Annotated in this window: 21 protein-coding genes and 1 pseudogene; 18 read left to right on the top strand and 4 right to left on the bottom strand. The window is 59.3% G+C overall.

Translation table 11 applies throughout. The features are described 5' to 3' along the window. Positions 1–37: 37 nt before the first annotated feature. Positions 38–958: a hypothetical protein gene (locus tag PM3016_RS27030; protein ID WP_014371647.1), complete on the bottom strand. Its 921-nt coding sequence runs from the start codon at positions 956–958 to the stop codon at positions 38–40. Positions 959–1,075: 117 nt separating this feature from the next. Between PM3016_RS27030 and PM3016_RS27025 the strand changes: the two genes are divergently transcribed. Further along, positions 1,076–2,242 (top strand): class I SAM-dependent methyltransferase, encoded by a 1,167-nt coding sequence (locus PM3016_RS27025; RefSeq protein WP_014371646.1) that lies wholly within the window; start codon positions 1,076–1,078, stop codon positions 2,240–2,242. Positions 2,243–2,394: 152 nt separating this feature from the next. On the opposite strand, the gene PM3016_RS27020 is transcribed toward PM3016_RS27025, so the two are convergent. Beyond that, positions 2,395–2,625, bottom strand: coding sequence for a DUF2626 domain-containing protein (locus tag PM3016_RS27020; protein ID WP_014371645.1), 231 nt, complete (start codon positions 2,623–2,625; stop codon positions 2,395–2,397). A 307-nt stretch (positions 2,626–2,932) separates the two neighbouring features. On the opposite strand from PM3016_RS27020, the gene PM3016_RS27015 reads away from it, so the two are divergent. The 8 genes from PM3016_RS27015 to PM3016_RS26980 all read left to right on the top strand — a co-directional run bounded on the left by PM3016_RS27015 (position 2,933) and on the right by PM3016_RS26980 (position 11,175). Beyond that, the gene (locus PM3016_RS27015; protein ID WP_014371644.1) at positions 2,933–3,580 is read left to right on the top strand and encodes an RsfA family transcriptional regulator; all 648 of its coding nucleotides are present in this window, start codon (positions 2,933–2,935) and stop codon (positions 3,578–3,580) included. Between the two features lie 206 nt (positions 3,581–3,786). Then, a complete protein-coding gene (locus tag PM3016_RS27010; protein WP_014371643.1) occupies positions 3,787–4,803 on the top strand; it encodes a ketopantoate reductase family protein in 1,017 nt (338 codons plus the stop codon). Next, the gene (locus PM3016_RS27005) at positions 4,800–5,192 is read left to right on the top strand and encodes a DUF3397 domain-containing protein (protein WP_013917773.1); all 393 of its coding nucleotides are present in this window, start codon (positions 4,800–4,802) and stop codon (positions 5,190–5,192) included. The genes PM3016_RS27010 and PM3016_RS27005 overlap by 4 nt, the downstream gene beginning before the upstream one ends. 368 nt (positions 5,193–5,560) lie before the next feature. Beyond that, a complete protein-coding gene (locus PM3016_RS27000) occupies positions 5,561–7,222 on the top strand; it encodes a peptide ABC transporter substrate-binding protein (protein ID WP_014371642.1) in 1,662 nt (553 codons plus the stop codon). Between the two features lie 94 nt (positions 7,223–7,316). Continuing rightward, on the top strand, positions 7,317–8,246 hold the full coding sequence (locus tag PM3016_RS26995; RefSeq protein ID WP_013917771.1) for an ABC transporter permease: 930 nt from the start codon (positions 7,317–7,319) through the stop codon (positions 8,244–8,246). A gap of 5 nt (positions 8,247–8,251) precedes the next feature. Continuing rightward, positions 8,252–9,169 (top strand): ABC transporter permease, encoded by a 918-nt coding sequence (locus PM3016_RS26990; protein ID WP_014371641.1) that lies wholly within the window; start codon positions 8,252–8,254, stop codon positions 9,167–9,169. Between the two features lie 15 nt (positions 9,170–9,184). Continuing rightward, entirely contained in the window at positions 9,185–10,222 is a 1,038-nt protein-coding gene (locus tag PM3016_RS26985; protein WP_013917769.1) for an ABC transporter ATP-binding protein, read from the top strand. After that, positions 10,219–11,175 (top strand): ABC transporter ATP-binding protein, encoded by a 957-nt coding sequence (locus tag PM3016_RS26980; RefSeq protein WP_013917768.1) that lies wholly within the window; start codon positions 10,219–10,221, stop codon positions 11,173–11,175. Before PM3016_RS26985 ends, PM3016_RS26980 begins: the two co-directional genes overlap by 4 nt. Before the next feature lie 77 nt (positions 11,176–11,252). On the opposite strand, the gene PM3016_RS26975 is transcribed toward PM3016_RS26980, so the two are convergent. After that, complete coding sequence (locus tag PM3016_RS26975) at positions 11,253–11,945, bottom strand: DUF4085 family protein (protein ID WP_476638830.1); 693 nt, start codon at positions 11,943–11,945, stop codon at positions 11,253–11,255. Positions 11,946–12,141: 196 nt separating this feature from the next. Between PM3016_RS26975 and bshC the strand changes: the two genes are divergently transcribed. From bshC to PM3016_RS26935, 8 genes are all read left to right on the top strand, one after another. After that, positions 12,142–13,770 carry a bacillithiol biosynthesis cysteine-adding enzyme BshC gene (gene bshC / locus PM3016_RS26970; RefSeq protein ID WP_236628849.1) on the top strand — a complete coding sequence of 543 codons (1,629 nt, stop codon included), beginning with the start codon at positions 12,142–12,144 and terminating at the stop codon, positions 13,768–13,770. Between the two features lie 49 nt (positions 13,771–13,819). Continuing rightward, on the top strand, positions 13,820–15,085 hold the full coding sequence (locus PM3016_RS26965; RefSeq protein ID WP_013917765.1) for an adenosylhomocysteinase: 1,266 nt from the start codon (positions 13,820–13,822) through the stop codon (positions 15,083–15,085). A gap of 162 nt (positions 15,086–15,247) precedes the next feature. Then, complete coding sequence (locus PM3016_RS26960; RefSeq protein ID WP_164923397.1) at positions 15,248–16,351, top strand: DUF4349 domain-containing protein; 1,104 nt, start codon at positions 15,248–15,250, stop codon at positions 16,349–16,351. Positions 16,352–16,476: 125 nt separating this feature from the next. After that, positions 16,477–16,914 carry a division/cell wall cluster transcriptional repressor MraZ gene (gene mraZ / locus PM3016_RS26955; RefSeq protein ID WP_014652279.1) on the top strand — a complete coding sequence of 146 codons (438 nt, stop codon included), beginning with the start codon at positions 16,477–16,479 and terminating at the stop codon, positions 16,912–16,914. 35 nt (positions 16,915–16,949) lie between these two features. After that, the gene (rsmH, locus tag PM3016_RS26950) at positions 16,950–17,909 is read left to right on the top strand and encodes a 16S rRNA (cytosine(1402)-N(4))-methyltransferase RsmH (protein ID WP_013917762.1); all 960 of its coding nucleotides are present in this window, start codon (positions 16,950–16,952) and stop codon (positions 17,907–17,909) included. A gap of 14 nt (positions 17,910–17,923) precedes the next feature. Further along, positions 17,924–18,355 (top strand): septum formation initiator family protein, encoded by a 432-nt coding sequence (locus PM3016_RS26945; protein ID WP_014371637.1) that lies wholly within the window; start codon positions 17,924–17,926, stop codon positions 18,353–18,355. A gap of 30 nt (positions 18,356–18,385) precedes the next feature. Next, positions 18,386–20,824, top strand: coding sequence for a peptidoglycan D,D-transpeptidase FtsI family protein (locus PM3016_RS26940; protein WP_014371636.1), 2,439 nt, complete (start codon positions 18,386–18,388; stop codon positions 20,822–20,824). Between the two features lie 126 nt (positions 20,825–20,950). Beyond that, complete coding sequence (locus PM3016_RS26935; protein ID WP_014371635.1) at positions 20,951–22,909, top strand: stage V sporulation protein D; 1,959 nt, start codon at positions 20,951–20,953, stop codon at positions 22,907–22,909. 88 nt (positions 22,910–22,997) lie between these two features. On the opposite strand, the gene PM3016_RS40260 is transcribed toward PM3016_RS26935, so the two are convergent. Next, positions 22,998–23,240 carry a hypothetical protein gene (locus tag PM3016_RS40260; RefSeq protein WP_238540662.1) on the bottom strand — a complete coding sequence of 81 codons (243 nt, stop codon included), beginning with the start codon at positions 23,238–23,240 and terminating at the stop codon, positions 22,998–23,000. Between PM3016_RS40260 and PM3016_RS26930 the strand changes: the two are divergent. Then, positions 23,133–24,579, top strand: a pseudogene (locus tag PM3016_RS26930) (UDP-N-acetylmuramoyl-L-alanyl-D-glutamate--2,6-diaminopimelate ligase). The gene PM3016_RS40260 and the pseudogene PM3016_RS26930 sit on opposite strands and share 108 nt — an antisense overlap. Positions 24,580–24,614: the final 35 nt, after the last annotated feature.

Genomic DNA, 24,614 nt, shown 5'->3' with positions numbered 1-24,614 from the left:
AAAAAACGGCCGCCCGACGACGGCCGAATCGTTCCTCTTACTTGGGGGCGGGGAGGCCTTTCATAAGGTCTTCCGCTGTCTTGACCTTCGCAGGTATTTCCCGGGTAAAGCCCACGGGCTGGTTGATCTCCGTCGTCCGGTAGCTCCAGGTGATTCCGTGCTGGCGTTCCGGATGCGCGTCCGTGGACAGGAAGAGCTTGCCTTCCTGTCCTTCCAGATAGCCGTCCTTGCTGATCTCAAGGGCCAGTGAGCCGGGGGGCTGGATCTGAAGTCGGCCGGCAGCCGATGTCCACTCCTGTGCCTGGGCCGGCGTGCCGAGGCCGTTCTTTACCATCTCTTCGAGCAGGGCCGGGAGCACGGAAGAGAGGTACGCTTCCACCTCCTGCTGGTTCTTTTTCGTGACCGAGATGATTCTCCGTTTGGAGGCCGCATCCGCCGGCGGCGTGTCCTCCGCTTCCTCGATCCACTCCGGCTTCACCCCTTGAAGCAGGCGCTCGCTCAGGAGGGCGGAGAGGCGGCCGGTGTTCTGCAGCTTCTCGGACTCCTGCAGCGGGAACAGCAGATATTCGCCCGAAGGGTTGAGTGCTGGAATGTGTATGTATAATTTGTTATCTTGGAGTAACAAAGGAAGCTCTATGGCGTCGGCCCCCTTGGGCTTCACGGTGATATCCGCCTCCATGCGGATCGGCGCCTCCAGGGAAGCGGCCCCTTTATACTCGATCCGGCTGTCCTTGAAGAGGGAGAGCAGGGCGGCGGTCATGGGCAGCATCCCTTCGAACAAGGAGGCATCGAGTGCCAGCTCCGCATGGCCGGAGAACCGGTAGGTCTTGATTTGTTCCTGCTTGGCTGCCGCCTGTTGGAGCTCCTGCTTCAAGAGCTCGTGATCCGTGCAGCCGGATGCGGTCAGAAGAGCGCTGCCTAGTGCAAGGGTGCGCAGCAGCGCGTAAGGTCTGTTCAAGTGGTGACACTCCTTCATGGTAACGTTCGCTGCCTGTACGCAGGCAGACTCATATCCATTATAAAGAACAGCGCACGGATTGTCTTGGAATTTGATGGATAAAGCGGGTGGAATGTGGTGACAAATTCAGGTCAAATAGAGAAAAACGCTTCCGCGGCAGCGGCCGGTGAGCTGCTTCTCGGTATCATCCGTCAGGCCATGGCGGAGCAGGGCGGACTCCTGTCCTTCCGTGATTATATGCAGCTGTGCCTGTATCATGAGCCTTGCGGCTATTATATGCGGGATGAAGAGAAGATCGGCCGCGGGGGCGATTTTTATACCGCCGCTTCGGTGGGAAGCCTGCTCGGTGAGGCCGTTGTCGGATACGCCGCCGCGTTCGCGGAAGGGCGGGAAGGGGCGTGGACGCTGGCGGAATGGGGCGGAGGCAGCGGCCGGCTGGCCGGGCAGGTGCTGGATTGGCTCCGCGAGAGCTGTCCGGAGGCGTACGGGCGGATGACCTTTGTCAGCGTCGAGGTCAGCCCTTATCACCGCAGGCTGCAGGCCGAGGCATGGGGAGCGCACGCGGACCGCATCCGCTTCCTGGGCGAAGACGAGTGGCTGGCGGAAGGGCCCTGGCCGAATACGCTGGTGTATTCGAACGAGCTGCCGGACGCCATGCCGGTCTACCGTATCGTCTACCGCAGCGGCCAATGGCAGGAGATCGCCGTCGGATGGGATGAAGCTGCGGGACGGCTGGCCGAGGTGCTGCGGCCGGTACCCGCCGGCGGAGAGCTCGCTTCGTTCATCGAGCGGGAGGCGCTGCCCCGCCGGGAAGGCCAGCGCTTCGAGGTTCCGCTGGATGCCCTGGCCTGGCTGCGCCGGGTCTCCGGGTCACTCGCCCCGGGCAGCGTCCTGATGACGATCGACTACGGCTGCGAGCGCGAGGAGCTGTACGCGGCGCACCGTATGCACGGCACGCTCCTCTGCTATCACGGGCACCGGGCTTCGGACACGCCGCTCGAAGCTCCGGGCAGCCGGGACATCACTTCCCATACCGCCTTCAGCGCGCTGATCGGGGAGGGGCGGGAGTGCGGGCTTGCGGCCGAAGAGCTCATGACGCAGAAGGCGTTCCTGATCCGGTACGGCCGGGTGCTCGAGAAGCTGCAGGATCATGATGCCAGGGATCCGTTCTCCCCGGCGGCCCGGCGGAACCGGGCGATCCGGCAGCTGCTGATCGGTGACAGTATGGGGGAGCTGTTCAAGGTGCTGATCCAGATCAAAGGCGGCAGGGGACTGACACTTTAACATCAGGGGGGAGGGGGCGGAGCTTTCCACACCCGCGGCGCGGCAGTCCGGATGCTCCTTCCTTCCGTGCACAAATAAACGGCTGCGTTCTTCCACGGGGAAGTGCGCAGCCGTTTATCCTGTTTCTTATGCCGAAGGCCGGAGGGCTTGTACTACACGTGCATTTTGAAGAAAGACCAATACGTGAACCCCGTGAACGAGAGGATCATGTATCCCCAAAAAATCAATATGTAGGCACGTTCGGACAATTTCATGTATCCTAAGAGCATGAAAATCGCCGTTTGGGCAAAAAAGATCAATGCCATCGGGATAAAGTCGCCGGCGAGCGCCGCGAGCCCGATCACAAGTGTCCAGAAGCCAAGAACACGAAACATGCGATCCATCCTGTATCCCCCTCTCTTCAGTCAACATTACCAAACTTTACGTACTAACCAACATTATAACGAAAGCGCCCATCAGTGTAAATGTTATTCGGTGACGAATTTGAGTCATTTGGCGGGGGCTTCCTCCATACGGTTTCCTTTTTCCGCGGGGATGATGTATGACGTCCTGCAAAAATGGCAATACAAAATACTAGAAAAGTATTCTATGAACTCTACCATGGGCATAGAGATAAAGTAACGCAACACATTCATGCAGCACCGATCATAGATGTGGGGCCAAGGCCCCGGGGTTAGGAGGACGGCTTCGATGACGGCCATTAGACAAGACGCTTGGAGCGAGGAAGATGATTTGATACTGGCGGAGGTCACGCTCCGGCATATCCGCGAAGGGAGCACGCAGCTCGCCGCCTTCGAGGAAGTCGGGGAGAAGATCGGCAGAACCGCCGCCGCCTGCGGTTTCCGCTGGAACTCGTTTGTCCGCAAAAAATACGAGGCGGCGATCGGCATCGCCAAGGCTCAGCGTCAAAAGCGCAACCAGCATAAGAAACAGGCGGCTCCCGCCTTTGCTTCCGTCGCTTCGGGCATCGGCACGGTACTGCCCGAGCCGAGCGGACGCAGCGAAGGGATCGTCGAAGAACTTTCGGTCGATGCGGTCATCCGGTTCCTGCGGCAGTGGAAGGGAAGTTACCAGGAGATGACCCGCCATGTCCGGCAGCTCGAGAAGGAACTGGGCGATAAGCAGGATGAGCTCGACCGACTGCGAAGCCTCAATGAAGAGCTGAGCCGCCAGGTGAACGATACCGCTACGGACTACCGGGTGGTGAACGATGATTACAAAGCACTCATTCAGATCATGGACCGTGCCCGCAAGCTGGCGTTCCTGACGGAAGAAGAGGAAGAGAGCAAGGCCAAGTTCAAGATGGATGAGAACGGGAACCTGGAGCGGATCGAATAGGCTCTCCCGCGTCGTCCTCCGGAGAAGCGATACATATTCCGATTGCAGCAGCAGTCCCCGCCGCGCAAGCCCCCGCCCGAAGGCGCATCAGCGTCCTTAGGTCCGGGGGCTTTTGCATGTCCGCGAGGAGGGGAGGGATGGCCCCCGGGCGGACCGGTTTGGTATGATGAAGAAACAAGAGAAGTCAAGGGCGGGGGCAGATGAGAATGAAGGCAAAAGTAACGATCGTTGGAGCGGGCTCGCTGGGGATGCTTTTCGGCGGGCGGCTCGCCGCAGCCGGCGTTGCGGTGGAGCTGGTCGTGCGCAGACCCGAACAGGGGCGGCGGCTTGAGGCGGAGGGGCTGACACTTGGCGTAGCGGGCGGGGGGGCGCAGGCTCCTCTGCATGTGCGTCCCGCCGTCCGCCTGCTCGAAGGCAGTGACGGTCCGGACCGGGGCGCAGCCCCCGGTGGGCATTGGGTGCTGCTTACGGTGAAGCAGACCGCCGTTACGCCGGGTTTCGCTGAGGCGCTCCGCCGCCTGCTCCCGGAGGATGCCGTTCTGGTCTGTCTGCAGAACGGGATCGGCCATGCGGAAGTGCTGGCGGAGGCGTTCCCGCTGCAGCGGTTGCTCCTGGCCGTCACGACGGAAGGCGCGCTCAAACAGACGGACACGGAGGCTCTCCACACCGGGAAAGGCACGACTTGGATCGGTGCTGCCGCGGGGGAAGGAGGTTCGGCGCTCTCCGTACAAAAAAATCTGGCGGCACTCCTTGAGAGGGCAGGATTCCGGGCGGAGGTGTCGAACAACATCCAACAACGGGTTTGGCAGAAGCTGCTCATGAACGCCGTCATCAACCCGCTTACGGCGATCCTGCAGGTCCCGAACGGCGAACTGCCGCTTCTTCCGGGCGTTCCGCAGCTGATGCGGGAGCTGCTCGGCGAGGGGGAGGAGCTGGCCCGGCGTCTCGGGATCCCCCTGGACCCGGGGTTATGGGAGCAGGTGCTGTCCGTCTGCCGGGCGACGGCCGCCAACCGGTCCTCCATGCTGCAGGACGTGCTGGCGGGCCGGCCCACGGAGATCGGGGCGATCAACGGCGGACTGCTGCGCGAAGCGCAGAGGCTGGACGTGCGGCTGCCCGTCAACGAGACGCTGTACACGCTGGTCCGTGCGCTGGAGGAGAAGGGGCGGCATACGAGAGGGCAGCCCGCAACAATGCCAATAGAATCGGGGGATGAAGATTGATCGTACTGCTGCAGTGGCTTCAACAGCTTTATCTGCTTCTCGCGCTGGTGCCTTTTGCGGCGTTCCTCCTGACCTGGGGGGCGGTCTACGGGCTGACGCGGGACAAACGCAAAGCAACGCACTACAGCATGGACATCACATCCGTGTTTCTGATCGGTTCCGTGGCGGTGATGAGCAGGAACATCTTCGGATCGGGGATGCTCGGCTGGACCGTGCTGCTGCTCTTTCTTGTGGCGGCCGGGCTGCTGGGCAACATGCAGAACCGCAAGAGGGGCAAAGTCGATCTGGTGCGGATCGCCCGGACGCTGGGCCGGGTGGGATTTGTCTTTTTGTCGGCCTGCTACGTGCTTCTTCTGCTGGTCGGGATCGGCAAGTATATGATTACATAACCTATGAGAATACTTGGAAATCGACAAATGCATAATTTTGTCTTATACTGGGAGAGTCTATGAAAAGGCTCTCTTTTCCATTTTTTAAGGTTTTTCCCGCCGGGAAAAAAATGTTTGTAGATTTTATTAACCTATGGTTGTATAATTTCTATCTGGCAACGTTTTCACTCGATATTGCAGGTTTACAAGTCGCTGTAAATTCGTTATTATCTATTCTATGCTCTTCGTGTCACTAACATGTCATGAATGTTCACACGACAAACGTTTCTATTAAATTACATATTTCGTCATGTGAACCTATCTTCCCCGAAGTCATGAACGATTATCGTTCTTGATCTTATATATCTTGAAATTAAAGGAGCGACTGTATGAACGTTCGTAAATTTTTGGCTACGACGGTTGTATTGACCGTTATCGGGGGCGCGGCCGCAGGCTGCAGCGGCGAGACAAACAACAATGCCGCAGGCGACAATAAAGATGCGGGTGCTGTGAAGCAGGAAGTTACGCTGAACTACCGTACGGAGCCGGGTGCTCTCGATGTATCCAAAACAACGCAGATCGCAGGGTTCACGGTGCTGAACGCTGTAGGTGAAGGTCTGTATCGCATGAATAAGGATAACAAGGCGGAGCCTGCGCTTGCGAAGGACATGCCTAAAGTATCCGCGGACGGCAAAACTTACACGATCACGCTGAGAGACGGCGTTACTTATTCCGACGGCACACCGGTTAAAGCACAGGACTTCGTATACTCCTTCCAGCGCTCGGTAGACCCTGCGACGAAGGCGCTCTATTCCTTCATGGTGGCATGGGTTAAGGGCGGCGCAGACGTGCAGAAAGCGAAGACTCCGGAAGAAGTTGAAGCGAAGAAGAAAGAGATGGGCGTAAAGGCCATCGACGACAAGACGCTTGAAATCACGCTGGAGCGTCCGATTCCGTTCTTCACCGAGCAGCTCTCCTTCCTGACGTTCTTCCCGCAGCGCCAGGACGTGGTTGATAAGTTCGGAAATAAAAACGGTGCGGATGCCGAGTCCGTTATCGGCGCAGGTCCGTTCAAGCTCGAGAAGTGGGCGCATGAACAACAGCTCGTTCTCGTGAAGAACGACAAGTACTGGGACAAAGACAATGTGAAGCTTGAGAAAGTGACCCTGAACATTGTGAAGGAAGAAAGCACGGGTCTGAACCTGTTCCAGACCGGCGCTTCCGATCTTCAAGTCATCAGCGCGGACAATATCGGTCTGTGGGAAGGCAAGCCGGAGTACGTGCTCCAGCCTGAGCTGTCCTCCTGGTACATCAAGCTGAACGAGAAGAACGTTCCGGCATTCGCCAACAAGAAAGTCCGTCAAGCCCTCGGCATGGCGATCGACAACAAGGCTTACATCGAGACGGTTATGGGTAAAGGTCCTGTACCGGCTACCGGCTTCGTACCTAACGGCACAAGCGACGGCAACGGGAACGAATTCCGCAAGTCGGCAGGCGATCTGATGCCGAAGTTCGATCCGGAGAAAGCCAAGGCACTGCTCAAGGAAGGTCTGGCCGAGCTCGGTCTGCAGTCGCTGCCTAACTTCACCATCCAGGTTGACGACCACAATACCGGTCCGAAATCCGTTGAGTTCATCGTAGCCCAGTGGAAGCAGAACCTCGGCGTAGACGTTACAGCTCAGCCGCTGCCGCACAAGCTGCGTGTCGACAACGAGAACAACCACAAGTACCAGGCTTCGGTCTCCGGCTGGGGCGCGGATTACAACGATCCGATGACGTTCCTCGACATGTGGATCACGGGCGGCGAGTTCAACGATGTGGACTGGTCCAACCCTGAGTATGACAAGCTGATTACAGCTGCACAGAACGAGCTGGACAAAGCGAAGCGTGCACAGTACATGGTGGATGCAGAGAAGATTCTCCTGCAGGAAATGCCGATTCTTCCGAACTACTTCCGTGCCCTGAGCTGGGTGAAGAGCACGAAGATCGATGGCATGCTCTTCCCTCCATACGGCGTAGAGTTCGAACTGAAGTGGGCTTCCGTGAAGTAAGAAGCAACAACTTATAGGAAAGAGCCGTCTTCCGCTAAGCGAAGGGCGGCTCCTTCTGTCTGATTGCAGAAACTGAATGTTAGGAGGAATGATTATGCTGCGCTATACGCTGCGCCGTCTTCTCTACGCAGTGATCACCATATGGCTGATTGTCACGCTTACGTTCGTGCTCATGAAGAATCTGCCCGGCGACCCGTTCGAGAATTCGGAGAAGCTGACGCAGGAGCAGAAGGCGATTCTCGCCAGGCAGTACGGACTCGATAAGCCTTTGTCCGAGCAGTATTTCTTGTACCTCGGCAACGTAATTAAGGGAGATCTGGGTGTCTCGTTCCAATATCCCGCCCGCAAGGTGACCGAGGTCATAGGACAGGGGATGGGGGCTTCCATGGAGCTTGGCATCTGGTCGATTCTTCTCGCTTTGGCCGGAGGCATCACCCTTGGCACCATTGCCGCTCTGCGCCATAACACCAACTGGGACTATACCGCCATGTTCACCGCTGTGGCAGGGGTATCGATCCCGTCTTTTGTCCTCGGGCCTCTTCTTTCTTATTTTGTAGGCGTAAAGCTCAAATGGCTGCCTCCGGGCCTTTGGTTCGAACCGGAGCACCGCATCCTGCCGGCCATTGCCCTGTCGTTTGGTACGATGGCGATCCTGGCCCGTCTCATGAGAACCTCGATGCTCGATGTCGTCAACCAGGACTACATCAAGACCGCCAAGGCCAAGGGCCTTTCGGGCTCGTCCATCGTGCTCAAGCATATTTTCCGCAACGCGCTGCTGCCGATCGTCACGATCATCGGTCCGGTCTTCGTCGGCGTCATCACCGGCACGCTCGTCGTGGAACAGATCTTCTCGGTGCCGGGTCTCGGCAAGCACTTCGTACAGTCTATTCTCACCAACGATTATACGATGATCAGCGGTCTTACGATTTTCTATTCCGTCATTCTCGTCTTTGTCTTGTTCCTGACGGATATTGCGTACGGCTTCATTGATCCGCGGATTCGTTTGGCCAAAGGAAAGGGGTAACAGGGATGCAGACAATGGAGAACAACGCATTTCAGCCTCTGTCCAAGTCAAGCCAATCGCAGGAAGTGATCGTACGACCCTCTTTGAGCTATTGGAAGGACGCTTGGCGGAGACTCAGAAAGAACAAGCTGGCCATGCTGGGGCTGTACACGCTCCTCAGCCTGATGGTCATGGCGATCCTGGCGCCTTTCTTCTCAAGCTATGACTATGCGACACAGACGTATACGATCCGCAACCAATGGCCTTCGGCCGCTCACTGGTTCGGCACCGACGATTTCGGGCGCGACCTGTGGGTGCGGGTATGGTGGGGCACGCGGATTTCCCTGTTCATCGGGATTGTCGCCGCTCTGATCGACTTCGTCATCGGCATCCTGTACGGGGGCATCTCCGCGTACTTCGGCGGACGCGTCGATGATATCATGCAGCGCGTTATCGAGATCGTATATTCGATTCCGTTCCTGCTCATCACGATCCTCATGATCATGACGATCGGTCCGAGCATCTGGACCATCATTCTGGCTTACTCGATCACCGGCTGGGTGCCGATGGCGCGTCTGGTGCGCGGCCAGATTCTGACGCTGAAGGAACAGGAGTTCGTCCTCGCCGCACGTACGCTCGGCGCTTCGCCGTCCCGGATTATCCTGCGCCACCTGATTCCGAACGCGCTCGGCATCATTATCGTTCAGATTACCTTTGTCGTACCGAACGCGATCTTCGTTGAGTCGTTCCTGAGCTTCATCGGCCTCGGGGTACGGCCGCCGCTGGCATCACTCGGCTCGCTTCTCTCCGACGGTGTCAAGAGCATGACGATCTACCCTTATAAAGTACTGATTCCGACAGTCATATTCTCATTAATTCTCATGAGCTTCAATCTGCTCGGTGACGGCCTCCGCGATGCGCTCGATCCGAAGATGCGGAAGTAGGGAGGGAGCACCACTATGTCCAAAGCGAAAGTCCACCCCCTTCTCGAGGTCAAGGACCTTAGGGTATCCTTCAACACGTATGCCGGAGAAGTGCAGGCGGTCCGCGGCGTATCGTTTCACCTGAACAAGGGCGAAGTGCTTGCGATCGTAGGGGAATCCGGCTGCGGCAAATCCGTAACGGCCCAGACGATCATGAGGCTGATTCCTTCGCCGCCGAGCGTCATCAAAGGCGGCTCGATCCTCTTCGACGGCAAGACGGAAATTACGAAAATCAGCGATAAACAAATGGAAAAAATCCGCGGCTCGGAGATGGGCATGATCTTCCAGGATCCGATGACCTCTCTGAATCCGACGATGACCATAGGCAAGCAGATCACCGAGGGCCTGATCAAGCACCAGGGCATGAGCCAGAAGGCGGCTGACGCCCGCGCGGTGGAAATCCTGAAGCTCGTCGGCATCTCGAATCCCGAAGGGCGGATCCGCCAGTATCCGCATGAATTCTCCGGCGGTATGCGCCAGCGTGTCATGATCGCCATTGCCCTGGCCTGTAACCCCAAGCTGCTGATCGCCGACGAGCCGACTACGGCACTCGACGTAACGATCCAGGCGCAGATCATCGATCTGATGAAGAAGCTCTCCGAAGAGACGGAAGCCTCCATCATCGTGATCACCCACGACCTCGGTGTCGTGGCGGAGATGGCCCAGCGCGTTGTCGTCATGTATGCCGGCCAGGTGGCCGAGCAGGGCACGGTCGACGAGATCTTCTACAACCCGAAACACCCTTATACCTGGGGCCTGCTCCGTTCGGTTCCGCGGCTGGATCAGCCGAAGGACAGCGATCTGGTGCCGATTCCGGGCACGCCTCCGGATCTGTTCGCACCACCGAAGGGCTGCCCGTTCGCGGCCCGCTGCCCTTATGCGATGAACATCTGTGTTCAGGAAAATCCGGCGCAGACCCAGCTGACCGAAACCCATTCAGCTGCCTGCTGGCTGCTGCACCCGGATGCGCCGAAAGTGGAGCGCCCCGTTGAAGCTGGAGGTGGCACGCGATGAGTAAACGCCCTTTACTGGAGGTCAACGGACTTCAAAAGCATTTTAACCTGGGCGGCGGCAAGATTCTCAAGGCCGTCGACAACCTGAACTTCTCGATTGCCGAAGGGGAGACCTTCGGTCTGGTCGGCGAGTCGGGCTGCGGTAAATCCACTGCCGGCCGTACGATCATCCGTCTGTACGAGGCGACGGGGGGCGAGGTGCTCTTCGGCGGCGAGAACGTGCACACCCTCTCGGGCCGCAAGCTTCATGAGTTCCGCCGCCATATGCAGATGGTGTTCCAGGACCCGTACGCTTCCCTTAACCCGCGGATGACCGTCGGCAACATCATTGCCGAAGGGATCGACATCCACGGTCTCGGCAGCGGCCGCAAACGCAAGGAGCGCGTATCCGAGCTGCTTGATGCGGTAGGTCTGAACGAAGAGCATGCCACGCGCTTCCCGCACGAATTCTCCGGCGGCCAGCGCCAGCGGATCGGGATCGCCCGGGCGCTTGCGATTGATCCGAGGCTGATCATTGCGGACGAGCCGATCTCCGCGCTCGACGTATCGGTTCAGGCGCAGGTCGTGAACCTGTTCAAGCGTCTGCAGAAAGAGCGCGGCCTGACGTACCTGTTCATCGCGCACGACCTGGCGATGGTAAAGCACATCTCCGACCGGATCGGCGTCATGTACCTCGGTAAGCTGGTTGAAGTGACGACCTCCGAGGAGCTGTACGCGAACCCGCTTCACCCGTACACCCAGTCGCTGCTCTCGGCCATTCCGATTCCGGATCCGAATGTGGAGCGCACCCGGGAACGCATCATTCTCGAAGGCGAGATTCCAAGCCCGCTGAACCCGCCGAGCGGCTGTCCGTTCCGGACGCGCTGCCCGAAGGCGATGCCGGAATGCGCCGCAAGCATGCCGGCATTCAAAGAAGTCCAGCCGGGACACTTTACGGCATGCCATCTGTACTGAAAAGCAAGGCTCCTGCCCCCGCAGCGTTCATACGCCCGGGGAGAGGAGCCTTTTTTAATGTGATAAGACGATCCGGTTTAATCAGTATGCCGGTAATCGAAGGACCGGGCAGCGATACGGATCTCGTGAAGGGCGAGGATGCCGTCTTCGCAGTCCAATCCATGGGGGAAGCCATGCAGGAGTGCCTTCCAGTCGAAGCAGCCGCTGTCTGTCAGCTCCAGTTCGTCGTAGAGCCATACCGCGCTTCTTAGGGCGGAAGTAAGCTCTTCGGTCATCTCCACGCCGCGGAAGCGCAGTTCGAGCGCTCCGGCATGCGTGAGGCAGCCTGCACAGTCGAAGGACAGGATGATGGCATCTTCTACAGAGTTAACGGATAAGATGCGGGCATCATGCAGGGAGAACGTCTCCCGGAACTGCTGCAGCGCCTCCGGCAGGGCATCCTTGATGCTCAGGAAGGTCTCATGGCTCAACCGGCATGCCCGGTCCCAGTCCGCCTTCCAAGCGGCACACCAAGCCGCTGCCGCATCCCTCGCGGCAGCATCCCAATCCAAGCGGGGAGGAGCATCTTCAGCAGGATAGAGGGCACTGGCGATGCCGGGAGGCAGGTATCTTGTCATGAGCGGACGTAGCTCGGTAAGGGAGCCCGAAAGGCTGGAGCGCAGTTCACTCCTGCTCTCGTCATTGTCTGTCTCGTCCTGGGCTTCCAGGACCAGGTGAAGATATGAGAGGACCTGCATTCTTTCGTATAAAGCGACGGTAAAATGACGAATGGGGGCGTCCTCCTTCCGGTTCGGGGCCTTCTCTGATACCCCTTCGTTTTATGGACGGTGAGCCGCTGCCGAATGTTTCTAATTTTTGACGATTGTCCGCCGGATGTGTACAATGAAAGAGCCCCTATCGATGTTAGGGGCGGAAGCATACATACATAACGAACTAAGCACATGGAAGGCGGCGTCGAAGTTGCGGATGGAAGCATATCAATGGAAGTCCGGCCAGCCTTTGACCGATGATTATATCGCCCGGTTCGAGAAGACGGGCGGGCTCTTCGACTACAATCCATGGCAGGAAGAGAGCTGGCGGGAACGGGCCGCCTGGCTGGACGAGCAGCGTCCCCCAGGTGTGGACCGGCAGCGGGTGGCAGATGTGCTGCGCGCTTTCAACGAGCGCGCAGGCGCGGCACCCGAGGCTCTGGCTGCGGCCGAGAAGCTGCGGGATCCGCGCACCCTGGTGATTGCGGGCGGCCAGCAGGCCGGACTCTTCACGGGCCAGCTGCTCGTCGTGTACAAGGCGGTGACGCTCATCGCTGCGGCCCGGGAGGCTTCGGTCCGGCTCGGCCGGCCGGTCGTTCCGATCTTCTGGATTGCCGGGGAGGACCATGATTTCGATGAGGTCAACCACATCGATTATCTGTCCCCGTCCCTCTCGGTGGAGCGGATCAAGCTCGAGCATCCGGCAGGCATCCGGACCTCGGTATCCCGGATGGCGATCGCCGGAGAGCAGTGGGCCGAAGCGATCGGCCAGCTGGGCGGCTCGCTGATGGATACGGAGTTCAAGGAAGGCCTCCTGGCCTCGCTCCGGGAAGCGGCTGAAGCGTCGGGGACGCTCACGGACTGCTTTGCCCGCCTCATGGCGCGCCTGTTCGGGCCGCACGGGCTCGTGCTCATCGACTCCGACGATCCGGCGCTGCGCGCCCTCGAGGGACCGATGTTCCGCGGGCTGCTGGAGCGCAGCGCGGAAGTGAACGAGGCGCTGCTGGCCCGTTCGGCCAAGCTTAAGGAGCTCGGATATGAGCCGCAGGTGGAGCTGCAGGAGACCTCGGCCAACCTGTTCACCTATGGAGAACAGGGGGAGCGCCTGCTGCTCTACCGCACGGAAGACGGGTTCGCCGACCGCAAGGGTGAGCGGCGTTTCTCGCGGGACGAACTGCTGCAGCGGGCGGAGAGCGAGCCCCGGCAGCTCAGCAACAATGTCATGACCCGGCCGCTTATGCAGGACTACCTGTTCCCGGTATTGGCCTCCGTGCTGGGGCCGGCGGAGATCGCTTACTGGGGCCAGACCGGCGAAGCGTTCCGGCTGTTCGGGATGCGGATGCCGATTCTGCTGCCGCGTCTTGTCTTCACGCTTGTGGAGGGCACCGTCCAGAAGAACATGCAGAAGTACGGCCTCTCCCTAGAGGATGTCATGGAGCGCATGGAGGAGAAACGGGAAGCGTGGCTGCGAGAGCAGGACGCTTACGGGCTCGAGTCCCGTTTCGGCGAGGTCAAGACGCTCTTCCGCAGCGCCTACGAGCCTCTGGTCGGTACGCTGGGCGAGATCAATCCGGGGCTCAAGAAGCTCGGTGACACGAACCTTGGCAAGATTCTCGAGCAGATCGACTTCCTGCATCACAAAGCCGAAGAAGGCCTCCGCTCGCAGCACGAGTCGGGCCTCCGGCAGCTCCAGCGAATTGAAGCGTCGATCTGTCCGGCGGGCCGGCCGCAGGAGCGGGTGTACAATATCTTTGCTTACCTGAACCGCTACGGTGGGGACTGGATCGGACAGCTGCTTGAGCAGCCGCTGCAGGTCGATGGGAAGCACCGAGTCATTTATATGTAATGGGAACACCCTAATCCTATTTTGGAATCCATAAAGGAGCGATTCACTCATGGCAAATACGAAAGACCGCAGCATTATCCGCGACATCGCGCTGGCCCCCGAAGGCCATCTCAAAATCGACTGGGTAAACGCCCACATGCCGGTGCTCAACCGGATCCGCGAGCAGTTCGAGAAGGAGCAGCCGTTCAAGGGGCTGAAGGTTGCGATCTCGCTTCACCTCGAAGCCAAGACCGCTTACCTGGCGAAGGTCGTTCAAGCCGGCGGCGCGGACGTCACGATCTGCGGCAGCAACCCGCTGTCCACACAGGACGATGTGTGTGCGGCGCTCGTGGAAGACGGCATCACCGTCTTCGCCAAGTACAATCCGGAGCCGGAGGAGTACAAGGAACTGCTGATCAAGACGCTCGAAACCGAGCCGGATCTCATCATTGACGACGGCGGCGATCTCGTCACGATCCTCCATTCGGAGCGCAAGGATCTGCTGAAGAACGTACGCGGCGGAGCCGAGGAGACGACGACAGGGATTCTGCGTCTGAAGTCGCTCGAGAAGGATGGCCAGCTGCAGTTCCCGATGGTGGCCGTGAACGACGCCTTCTGCAAATACCTGTTCGATAACCGCTATGGTACAGGCCAATCCGTATGGGACGGCATCAACCGGACGACGAACCTGGTCGTAGCAGGCAAAACGGTCGTTGTCGTCGGCTACGGCTGGTGCGGCAAGGGCGTGGCAATGCGTGCCAAGGGCCTTGGCGCCAACGTCATCGTAACCGAGATCGACGCAATCAAAGGCGTGGAAGCGTACATGGACGGCTTCGCAGTGATGCCGATGAGCGAAGCGGCCAAGGTGGGCGACTTCTTCGTTACCGTAACGGGCAACCGTGACGTCATCCGCGGCGAGCACTACGAAGTCATGAAGGATGGCGCGATTCTGTCGAACGCCGGGCACTTCGACGTGGAAGTGAACAAGCCGGAGCTCGAGGCCCTGTCGGTGTCGAAGCGCACAGTGCGCCGCAACATCGAAGAGTACTCGCTGAAGGACGGCCGCAAGTTCTACATTCTCGCGGAAGGGCGTCTTGTGAACCTGGCGGCAGGCGACGGGCACCCGGCCGAGATCATGGACATGACGTTCGCGCTGCAGGCGATGTCCCTGAAGTATGTCAACGACAACTACAAGGCCATTGGCAGCAAAGTGGTCAACGTGCCTTACGAGCTGGATGAGCAGGTAGCCCGCTTCAAGCTGGAATCTCTTGGCATCGGCATCGATGCGCTGACGGACGAGCAAAAAGCATACCTGGACTCCTGGGCGGAGCATTGATCCGCAGGAAGTCCCGTGATAGAGCCTCTCTTGGACGATGAGTCCAAGAGAGGTTTTTTTGTGCTGTGGGGGAAGCTGCAACACCGGCGGGCGCCTGCGCGTCTGGTAAGTAACGGAAGCGGTGGACGCTTCCGGAAACTGACGGACACGGGGGTGCCGCAAGTGAATAAAGAGAAAGCGGTGTGGAACAGGTTTCAAAGGACCAGGGGACTGGCGGCTTCGCTGCTGCTGGCGGCCTATGTTAGCGGATGCGGCGGTACGGACAGCGGCGGGGCGGCGTCGAAGCAGGCGAGCGAGGCGGAGAGTCCTGCGGCTGCGGTAACGAACAGTAGTACTTCTGCGGATCAGCTGCAGATGAAGAATGAAACGGAGGGGGCTCCCGCTGCCGGCCAGGCGCAGGTTCAGAATGAAAAGGGGATCGCCCCTGCGGCTGGAGGCGGAGGTTCTGGCGCAATGACAGCTCAGCCTGCCCCCGCAGTGCAGGAAGCGCCCGTACGCCAAATCATCTACAAGGCGAATCTTACGATGCGGGTGGACACCTACAGCGAGGCCGTCGCCAAGATTCAGGAGGTAGTCCGGCAGTCGGGTGCCTATGTGCTTTCCTCCAGCGAGAATACGGCGGGTGCCGACAAGAGCGGCTCTTTTGTCATCAAGGTGCCGGCCAGGGGGTTCCAGCCGCTGATCCAGCTGCTCGAGGGCATCGATCCCCAGCTGCAGCGCAGCGTGGAGGGACAGGATGTCACCGAGGAGTTCGTAGACCTGACGGCCCGGCTGAAGGCCAAGCAGGCGGTGGAAGCCCGTCTGCTCTCCTTCATCGAGAAGGCGGAGAAGGCCGATGAGCTTGTAGCCTTCTCCGCCGAGCTCGGCAAGGTGCAGGAGGATATCGAGCGGATCACCGGCCGCATGCGCTATCTGGAGCAGCACGTCGCTTACTCGACGGTTGAGCTGCGGGTGGAGCAGAAGGTGACCTCCGCAGACCGAATCCAGTCGGTGGAGCGAGGTCCGCTGTGGACCCGTGCGTCGGAGGCGCTGCAGGGCTCGGCCGCCTTCATGGTCCTGCTGCTGGAGGGACTGGTGGTGTTTCTCGCGGGGGCGCTACCGGTCCTGCCGCTGGCCGCCGGGGTAGGCGGATTGTACTGGTTTTACCGGCGGTGGAGACGCAGAAGGCGGAGTATCTCCTCTCCGGAGCCAGTCATCGGTTCGTATCCGGTGTCCTCTCCAGTGGGGGACATACCCAAAGATGAACCCAAAGAATCAGAAAAATAAAGATTTCTTTACAAAAAATCCTGCCTTCGTCTCAAGACGGAGCAGGATTTTTGCCATATGTAACGAATTGTAACTATACAAGTGGTGGAAAGTGGGGTAAAGTGGTGGAAAGGGGGTGACAGGTGGTGTTCATGGGGGAGTATCAGCACAGCGTGGACGAGAAAGGCCGGATGATCGTGCCGGCCAAGTTCCGTGAAGCCCTCGGAGCATCATTCATTGTCACCCGCGGACTCGATCAATGCTTATTTGTCTATCCCATGCAGGAGTGGGCGGTGCTTGAGCAGAAGCTCAAAGCGCTTCCTTTGATGAAATCCGACGCACGGGCGTTTACCCGCTTTTTCTTCTCCGGCGCCACCGAGTGCGAGCTGGACAAGCAGGGCCGCGTGAACCTGCCGAAAACCCTTGTAGAGCATGCGAAGCTCGAGAAGGACTGCGTTGTGATTGGCGTTTCCAACCGGGTGGAGATTTGGAGCAAGTCGATCTGGGAAAACTACTTCCAGCAGTCGGAAGAATCGTTTGCGGAGATTGCGGAGAAGCTGGTCGACTTTAACTTTGATTTGTAACCCGGAAGTGATGCCGAGGTTGTAGGAGGAAAGTGATGACGTTTCAACATGTGACGGTGCTTAAGCAGGAAGCAGTAGAAGGATTACATATAAAGCCGGACGGCATTTATGTCGACTGTACCCTCGGCGGGGCGGGACACAGCCGCGAGATCGCATCGCGTCTTGGGCCGGGCGGCCTCTTGATCGCCTTCGATCAGGATGATATCGCGCTGAACAATGCGAAGGTGCAGCTTGCCGAATTCGGTGACCGGGTGCGCCTGGTTCGCAGCAATTTCCGTTTTCTCGAGCGGGAGCTCTCCAAGATTCCCGAAGTGCTGAAGGACGGGGTTCCGCAGGTGGACGGCATCCTGTTCGACCTTGGGGTCTCGTCCCCGCAGCTCGATGAGGCCGACAGGGGCTTCAGCTACAACCATGATGCGGAGCTGGACATGCGGATGGACCGGACCTCGCCGCTGACGGCGAAGGATATCGTGAACGACTGGGACGAGAAAGAAATCGCCCAGATCCTGTTCGAGTACGGCGAGGAGAAGTTCGCCCGGCGGATCGCCTCGAAGATCGCGGCGGCCCGTGCGGCTGCACCGATCGAGACGACAGGCCAGCTGGCGGAGCTCGTCAAAGAAGGCATTCCCGCCGCGGCCAGACGCACAGGGGGCCATCCGGCCAAGCGGAGCTTCCAGGCGCTGCGCATCGCGGTGAATGATGAGCTCGGGGCCTTCGAAGAGGCGCTCGAGCAGACGATCCGCTGCCTGGCCCCCGGCGGGCGGGCTGCTGTCATTACGTTCCACTCGCTGGAAGACCGGATCTGTAAGCAGACGTTCAACAAGTATGTGGCGCGGTGCACATGCCCGTCGGACTTCCCGATGTGTGTCTGCGGCACCAAAGGCACCGTGAAGCTGATCAACCGCAAGCCGATCGAAGCGGGCGGGGAAGAGCTCGGCGCGAATCCGCGGGCCCGTTCCGCCAAGCTGCGCATCGCCGAAAAACTAGAGACCTAAGGGGGAGACCAATCTTGCCGGCTTACATGCATGGAAATCTTGCGACTCAACAACCACAGCGCCCTGAGAAGAAAGTACGCATCAAGGAAACGAAGAAAGTTGTCGTGCGCAGCAAAACGCTGCCGGTACAAGAGAAGCTCCTGTACCTGTTTACGGTTGTCGTCTGCGTGATGGTAGCGGGGCTGATCATCTGGCGGTATGCCCAGATTTATGAAATGAACCAAAATATCTTGGCGATGGAGCAAAGGATCAAACAAATTGAAGCCCAGAACGTCATTTTGAAGCAGCAGGTGGACAAGCTGTCCGATCCGCTCGAGCTCGAGAAACAGGCGAAGCTGCTGGGCCTCTCGTTCCAGGATCCGCAGACGCCTGGAACCACGGACAAGTCCAAAAAGACGGAAACGGCATCGGCGCAGCCGACCAAGAAAACCAAGGATCAACCCTGATCCGGCATTTGGAATAGGGGGACTTACGGAATGGAAAAGCAGATCAAATTTCGATCGTTGTTTATTGGAGGGGGGTTCGCCCTCCTTTTTGCTGTCTTGGTAGTTCGAATTTTCTGGGTGCAGGTGGTCGAAGGAGATGTCTACCTCGGCAAGGCGCAGGAGTATTGGGTGAGAGAGTCGAAAATCCCGGCGCAGCGGGGATCGGTTCTGGACCGGTCGGATAAGGTGCTGGCAGAGGACGGCCCGGCTGCGACGCTGGCTCTGAGGCCCGGCGATATTGCGGAGAACGGTCTGCAGGAGGACATTGTCCGCGGGCTTGCGCAGATTATCAAAACCTCGGACGATCCGTCCAGTCAGCTCCAGCTGGAAGAGAAAATCCGCTCCCGGATCACCTCCGGTTTGGAGAAGATCCAGTCTGGACAGAACGATAAGAATCTGCAGGTTGAAATCCGAAATGAAGGCTGGAAGATCGGAGCGGAGCAGATTGATCTTATTAATAAATTCATTGCAGAACAGGAAGCCATCTTAAAGGAACGGTTCGGGAAGGATAAGAAAGCGAAGGTCCCTCCGGTCGGTATCTTTTTGATTCCTGAAGAAAGCAAGCGGTTCTACCCCGGACAGCAGCTGGCCGCCCATCTTCTGGGATATGTGAACAAAGAGGGGAAGCCTGTGATGGGGCTGGAGAAGCAGCTGGATAACGTTCTCAAGGGTACGGACGGGTTCCTTCACCTGGAAAAGGACCGCAGAGGCGTAGAACTGCTCAACGGCGAGAAGCGCTACCAACCGGCCGTGAACGGCAATAACGTCCGCCTGACGCTGGACAAGAACGTGCAGTTTTATATGGAAAGCGCGCTGGAGAAAGTGGCCGCAAAGTGGAATCCGAAGAGTATGACGGCCATTGCCGTCGATCCGATGACGATGGAAATTCTGGGGCTTGCCAACTATCCGACGTTTAACCCGAACCGGTACGGGGAATTCGATATCAAGAACTTTACTAACCATGCGGTAGCCTCCCAGTACGAGCCGGGCTCGACCTTTAAGCTCGTTACGCTGGCAGGGGCGGTGCAGGAAGGGAAGTTTTTACCTGAGGAAAAGTACCAGTCCGGTTCCATTCGAATTCTCGACCGCCGGCTGCATGACCACAATATCTCCGGCTGGGGCAGAATTACCTATCTCGAAGGCTTGAAGCGTTCGAGTAACGTGGCTTTCGTTAAGCTTGGGATGGAAGCCCTCGGCCAGGAGGCGCTGAAGGGATATATCGAGAAATTCGGATTCGGCGCCAAAACAGGGGTGGATATCCCGGGAGAGGTGCCCGGGATCGTGAATCTCAGGGTTCCCGCGGACTTCGCTACCGCGACGTACGGTCAGGGGGCGCTGACGGTCAACGCCATGCAGCTGACGGCGGCTTATGCTGCAATCGCCAATGGCGGGACGCTGATGAAGCCTTATTTGATCAAAGAGATTTATAATCCTCTAACAGGCGAAGTTATCGATGAGAATAAACCGGAGGAGATCCGCCGGGTCGTATCCCCGGAAACGGCGAAGCAGGTTACCGAATATCTGGAGACTGTCGTATCGGACAAGAAGATCGGTACCGGTAAGAATGCGGCGATCGACGGCTACCGGATTGCCGGCAAAACAGGTACCGCGAACAAGGTTCTTCCGGGCGAGAAAACGTATGCCGAAGGCAAGTGGGTAATCTCCTTCGCAGGCTATGCGCCGGCCGATAACCCCCGCATTCTCGTCACCATCCTGGTGGATGAACCGGATCTTGGCGGAGACTACCACCTCGGCGGTGAGGTGGCGGCTCCCGCGTTCAAGCAGATCGTCTCCCAGACGCTTCGGCAGTGGGGCATCGCACCGACCACGCAGGTCAAAAGCGGAGACGCCGCCGCACAGGAGCCGGGCACGAAGGTGCCGAATCTTGTCGGACGGACGCCTGAAGAGGCGCGGGCGGCTACGGATGCTTTCGGGGTCGTGCTGGAGACACTGGGCAGCGGTCCGAAGGTACTCGCCCAATCGCCGGCGCCCGGTACCGAAATCGGCGGAGCCCAGCGAATGTATGTAGTGCTGGAAGAAGGGACCGAGCTAGAAGTGCCGGACCTCAGCGGCAAATCGCTGCGCGATGCGGTGGAGGTATGCTCCTTCGTGAAGGTGCGCTGCCAGTCCATCGGGGAAGGGTATGTAGCCTCCCAGGTCGTGGAAGGCAGCGGGGAGACGCGGACGGTCACCCTGACGCTCAAGCCGTACAGTGAGCTGCTGGAGACGGTGGAGACCGACAGCAAGGATACGAAGACGCCGGCCAAGAACGAGAAGTCCACGAAGGCGGCGGGCGGCAAGACCACGGAGACCGGCAGCAAGGAAGGGGCGAAGACCTCTTCCGCATCCGCCGGCAGTACCGCTAAGAAAACGACAACCGAGAAGGAAGCGGAGGAGAGCGGCAGCAGCGCTTCCGGATTGAGAGAATAACGAAGGGCTTGTTCTAACCCCTGGTTGTCCCGAATAGGGATGATATGAACGAAGAAAGCTGCGGACGGGCAGTGGAAGAGGATCCCGGCCCTCGGCAGAATGTTCAGGAAGGGGTTAGAAGCCGGCATGAGGGCATCGAATGTAACGGTCCGTCGTCGATTGTTCACCGCACTGATGGTAGGAACGATCCTTTTCTTCGCGCTGGCAGTGCGGCTGGCGTATGTGCAGTTATGGAAGGGGCCGGACATCAACAAACTGGCGGAGGAGTCCTGGCGCCGGGAAATTCCGGTGACCTCGAAGCGGGGAGAGATTCTGGACCGCAACGGCGTCCAGCTGGCCTACAATATCTCCTCACCGACCGTCATGGCGGTGCCGGCGCAGATCAAGGACGCCGAAGCGACGGCGGCGCGCCTGGCCGCGGCGCTCGGGATGGATCAGGCGGCCATTCTCAAGCAGATCACTTCCCGCCAGATGAGCGTGTATCTGAAGCCCGGCGGCCGCAAAATCTCCCTGGAGAAAGCCAAGGAGATCAAGGAGATGAACCTTCCGGGCGTATGGGTGACCGAGGATAACAAGCGGCACTATCCCTTCGGGGAGCTGGCGGCGCACGTGCTCGGATTCACGGGTGCTTATAATCAGGGCTTGACGGGCATAGAATTGAAGTACGAGAAAAATCTTACCGGAATTAAAGGCAATATCTCTTATCTGGCCGATGCCGCAGGAAAGTATATGCCGGGGTCGACCGACGAATACAAGAAGCCGCTTGACGGGCTGAACCTGCAGCTGACGATCGACAGCCGCATCCAGCAGATCATGGAGCGGGAGCTCGATCAGGCGATGGTCAAATTCCAGCCGAAGCATGTCATCGCCATTGCGATGGATCCGAACAACGGCGAGATTCTGGCGATGGGCTCGCGGCCGGGCTTTGACCCCGGCAACTTCCAGGCCTCGCCTGTGCAGAACTACAACCGCAACCTGCCGATCTGGATGACCTATGAGCCCGGTTCGACGTTCAAGATCATTACTCTGGCGGCGGCGCTGCAGGAGAAGAAGGTGAACCTTACCGATCCGTTCCATGATCCCGGCTCGATCGAGGTTGCCGGCGCCCGGCTGCGCTGCTGGAAGCGGCAGGGTCACGGCAGCGAGACGTTCCTGCAGGTGGTGGAGAACTCATGCAACCCGGGCTTTGTGGTTATGGGCCAGAAGCTCGGCAAAGACGTGCTGCTCGACTACGTATCGAAGTTCGGCTTCGGCAAAAAGACAGGCATCGACCTCGGCGGGGAAGAGAACGGCATCATGTTCAAGCCCTCCCGCGTCGGTCCGGTCGAGCTGGCCACGATCTCGTTCGGCCAGGGCGTGTCGGTTACGCCGATCCAGCAGATTGCCGCGGTATCGGCGGCCGTCAATGGAGGGAAGCTGTTCAAGCCTCATGTGGCCCGGGCGTGGTATGAGCCGGAGACCGGAGAGCTGGTGGAAGCGGTGCAGCCGGAGCTCGTACGCCAGGTGATCTCGGAGGAGACGTCGAAGCAGGTGCGTGAGACCCTCGAGAGCGTCGTGGCCAACGGCACGGGGCGCAACGCGTTCATCGACGGCTACCGGGTCGGGGGCAAGACGGGAACCGCGCAGAAGGTCGTCAACGGGCGCTACTCCTCCAGCGAGCACATCGTGTCGTTCATCGGCTTCGCGCCGGCGGACGATCCCAAGGTCGTCATCTATGCGGCCGTGGACGATCCGCAGGGCATTCAGTTCGGCGGTCTCATCGCCGCTCCGCTCGTCAAGAACATCATGGAGGATACGCTCCGCTACATGAACGTGCCGCAGCGCAAAGATCAGCTTGACCGCAAATACGTCTACGGCGACACGCCGATCGCGGTCGTACCGGATCTCATCGGGCGCAGCGTATCGGATATCTATGAAGATCTCAACATGAATTTCACTCTCGCAAAGTCGGGAACGGGCACGACGGTAGTCAATCAGGTTCCGAAACCGGGCAGCCGGGTGGACCAGGGGTCCACGATTAGGGTATACTTGTCGGATGCCGCTCCGCCGCCGCCGGTTCCCAAAGCGGGCCAAACCCCTCAATAAAAAAAGGAATCCCGCCGGGATTCCTTTTTAAGGAAAGGGGCGGGAGGGCCTGCGGCGCAAGCCGGATGACGGGGGAGTCACACTCGCGTTACGCCTTTCTGATAAATTGAAAAATAGGCTTTTCAGCGAGAGATTTTTTGTCCATAATAGATACCATGTGTAAAAACGGAGGGGACGCTTCATGCAGCTGAAAGAACTGGCAAAGCAGCTGGCCGTCAGCCGGATCCTCGGCAGGGCAGAGACTGAAGTCAAGGGGCTGCAGACTGACTCCCGCAAGGTAGTACCTGGCGATTTGTTCATCTGCATTCCGGGATTGGTCGCCGACGGCCACGATTATGCCGCCGCCGCCGCCCGCCGGGGGCGCCGCCCTGGTGGCGGAAAGGGAGCTGGACGCCGGCGTGCCGGTGCTTCTGGTGAAGGACGCCCGCCATGCGATGGCGGTGCTTGCCAATCACTTTTACGGCTATCCGAGCCGGGAGCTGAAGCTCATCGGCGTAACGGGAACGAACGGGAAGACGACGACGACCTACCTGCTCGACCGCGTTCTGAGCGATGCGGGGTACCGTACGGGCCTGATGGGCAACATCCACATCAAGATCGGCGGCGAGTATCTGCCGAACCATGCGACGAATACCCAGGAAGCGCTGGAGCTGCAGAAGATTCTGCGGCAGATGGCGGATGCCGGGACCGATTACTGTCTGATGGAGGTATCCTCGCACGGCCTCGAGATGGGCCGGGTGAAGGGATGCCTATTCCGGTCGGGCATTTTTACCAATTTGACCCAGGATCACCTGGACTTCCACGGAACGATGGAGCGCTATCAGGCCGCCAAGGGCCTGCTGTTCTCCCGCCTGGGCAACGACTACGGAGCGGATCCGGCACAGCGCCGGTTCGCCGTGCTGAACGGGGACGAGGAAGCCTCCTCGGACTACGCGAGGCTGACGGCGGCTGAGACGATCGTCTACGGCATCGACAACCCGAAGGCGGATGTGCGGGCCGAAGGCATTGAAATGACGGCGCAGGGCACCCGGTTCCAGTGTGTGACCTACCGGGGGACGGCGGAGATCCGGACGCGTCTGGTCGGACGATTTAACGTGTACAACGTGCTGGGCGTCATTGCCGCCGCCCTGGCAGAGGGGCTCGAGCTCGAAGGCATCGCCGCAAGCCTCGCCGGGATCGCCTCGGTGGAAGGCCGCATGGAAGTGGTGGACGCCGGCCAGCCGTTCCTGGTGCTGGTGGATTACGCCCATACGCCGGACGGCCTGGAGAACGCGCTGTCCACGGTCTCGCAGTTTGCCGAAGGAAGCATCTACTGCGTGTTCGGCTGCGGGGGAGACCGGGACCGCGCGAAGCGTCCGCTGATGGGCGGCGTGGCGGCCAAGTACAGCGACTACATCTACGTGACTTCGGATAACCCGCGGACGGAGAATCCGGAGGCGATCCTGCAGGACATCGTTCCAGGGATCGAGCAGGCGGGCCTGGACCCGGCGAGCTACGAGCTCATCGCGGACCGGAAGGAAGCGATCCGCCGTGCGGTGGAGAGAGCGCAGCCGGGCGATATCGTGCTCATCGCCGGCAAGGGGCACGAGACGTATCAGGACATCGGCGGGGTCAAACATCCGTTCGATGACCGGCTGGTGGCCAAGGAAGCCGTCATGGGCAGGACATGAATTCAAAGCAGGCCATTCAATATCACAGGCCATTC

It is taken from the genome of Paenibacillus mucilaginosus 3016 (genome assembly GCF_000250655.1).
GTDB lineage: Bacteria > Bacillota > Bacilli > Paenibacillales > NBRC-103111 > Paenibacillus_G > Paenibacillus_G mucilaginosus.
Note: the sequence above shows the minus strand (reverse complement) of the source record. Positions and strands in the feature narration are given on the sequence as shown.

Coding starts and splice junctions, on each gene's coding strand:
- PM3016_RS27020 (WP_014371645.1), bottom strand. CDS start 2,625: ATGGATCGCATGTTTCGTGTTCTTGGCTTCTGGACACTTGTGATCGGG.
- PM3016_RS27015 (WP_014371644.1), top strand. CDS start 2,933: ATGACGGCCATTAGACAAGACGCTTGGAGCGAGGAAGATGATTTGATA.
- PM3016_RS27010 (WP_014371643.1), top strand. CDS start 3,787: ATGAAGGCAAAAGTAACGATCGTTGGAGCGGGCTCGCTGGGGATGCTT.
- PM3016_RS27000 (WP_014371642.1), top strand. CDS start 5,561: ATGAACGTTCGTAAATTTTTGGCTACGACGGTTGTATTGACCGTTATC.
- PM3016_RS26995 (WP_013917771.1), top strand. CDS start 7,317: ATGCTGCGCTATACGCTGCGCCGTCTTCTCTACGCAGTGATCACCATA.
- PM3016_RS26990 (WP_014371641.1), top strand. CDS start 8,252: ATGCAGACAATGGAGAACAACGCATTTCAGCCTCTGTCCAAGTCAAGC.
- PM3016_RS26985 (WP_013917769.1), top strand. CDS start 9,185: ATGTCCAAAGCGAAAGTCCACCCCCTTCTCGAGGTCAAGGACCTTAGG.
- PM3016_RS26980 (WP_013917768.1), top strand. CDS start 10,219: ATGAGTAAACGCCCTTTACTGGAGGTCAACGGACTTCAAAAGCATTTT.
- bshC (WP_236628849.1), top strand. CDS start 12,142: ATGGAAGCATATCAATGGAAGTCCGGCCAGCCTTTGACCGATGATTAT.
- PM3016_RS26965 (WP_013917765.1), top strand. CDS start 13,820: ATGGCAAATACGAAAGACCGCAGCATTATCCGCGACATCGCGCTGGCC.
- rsmH (WP_013917762.1), top strand. CDS start 16,950: ATGACGTTTCAACATGTGACGGTGCTTAAGCAGGAAGCAGTAGAAGGA.
- PM3016_RS26940 (WP_014371636.1), top strand. CDS start 18,386: ATGGAAAAGCAGATCAAATTTCGATCGTTGTTTATTGGAGGGGGGTTC.
- PM3016_RS26935 (WP_014371635.1), top strand. CDS start 20,951: ATGAGGGCATCGAATGTAACGGTCCGTCGTCGATTGTTCACCGCACTG.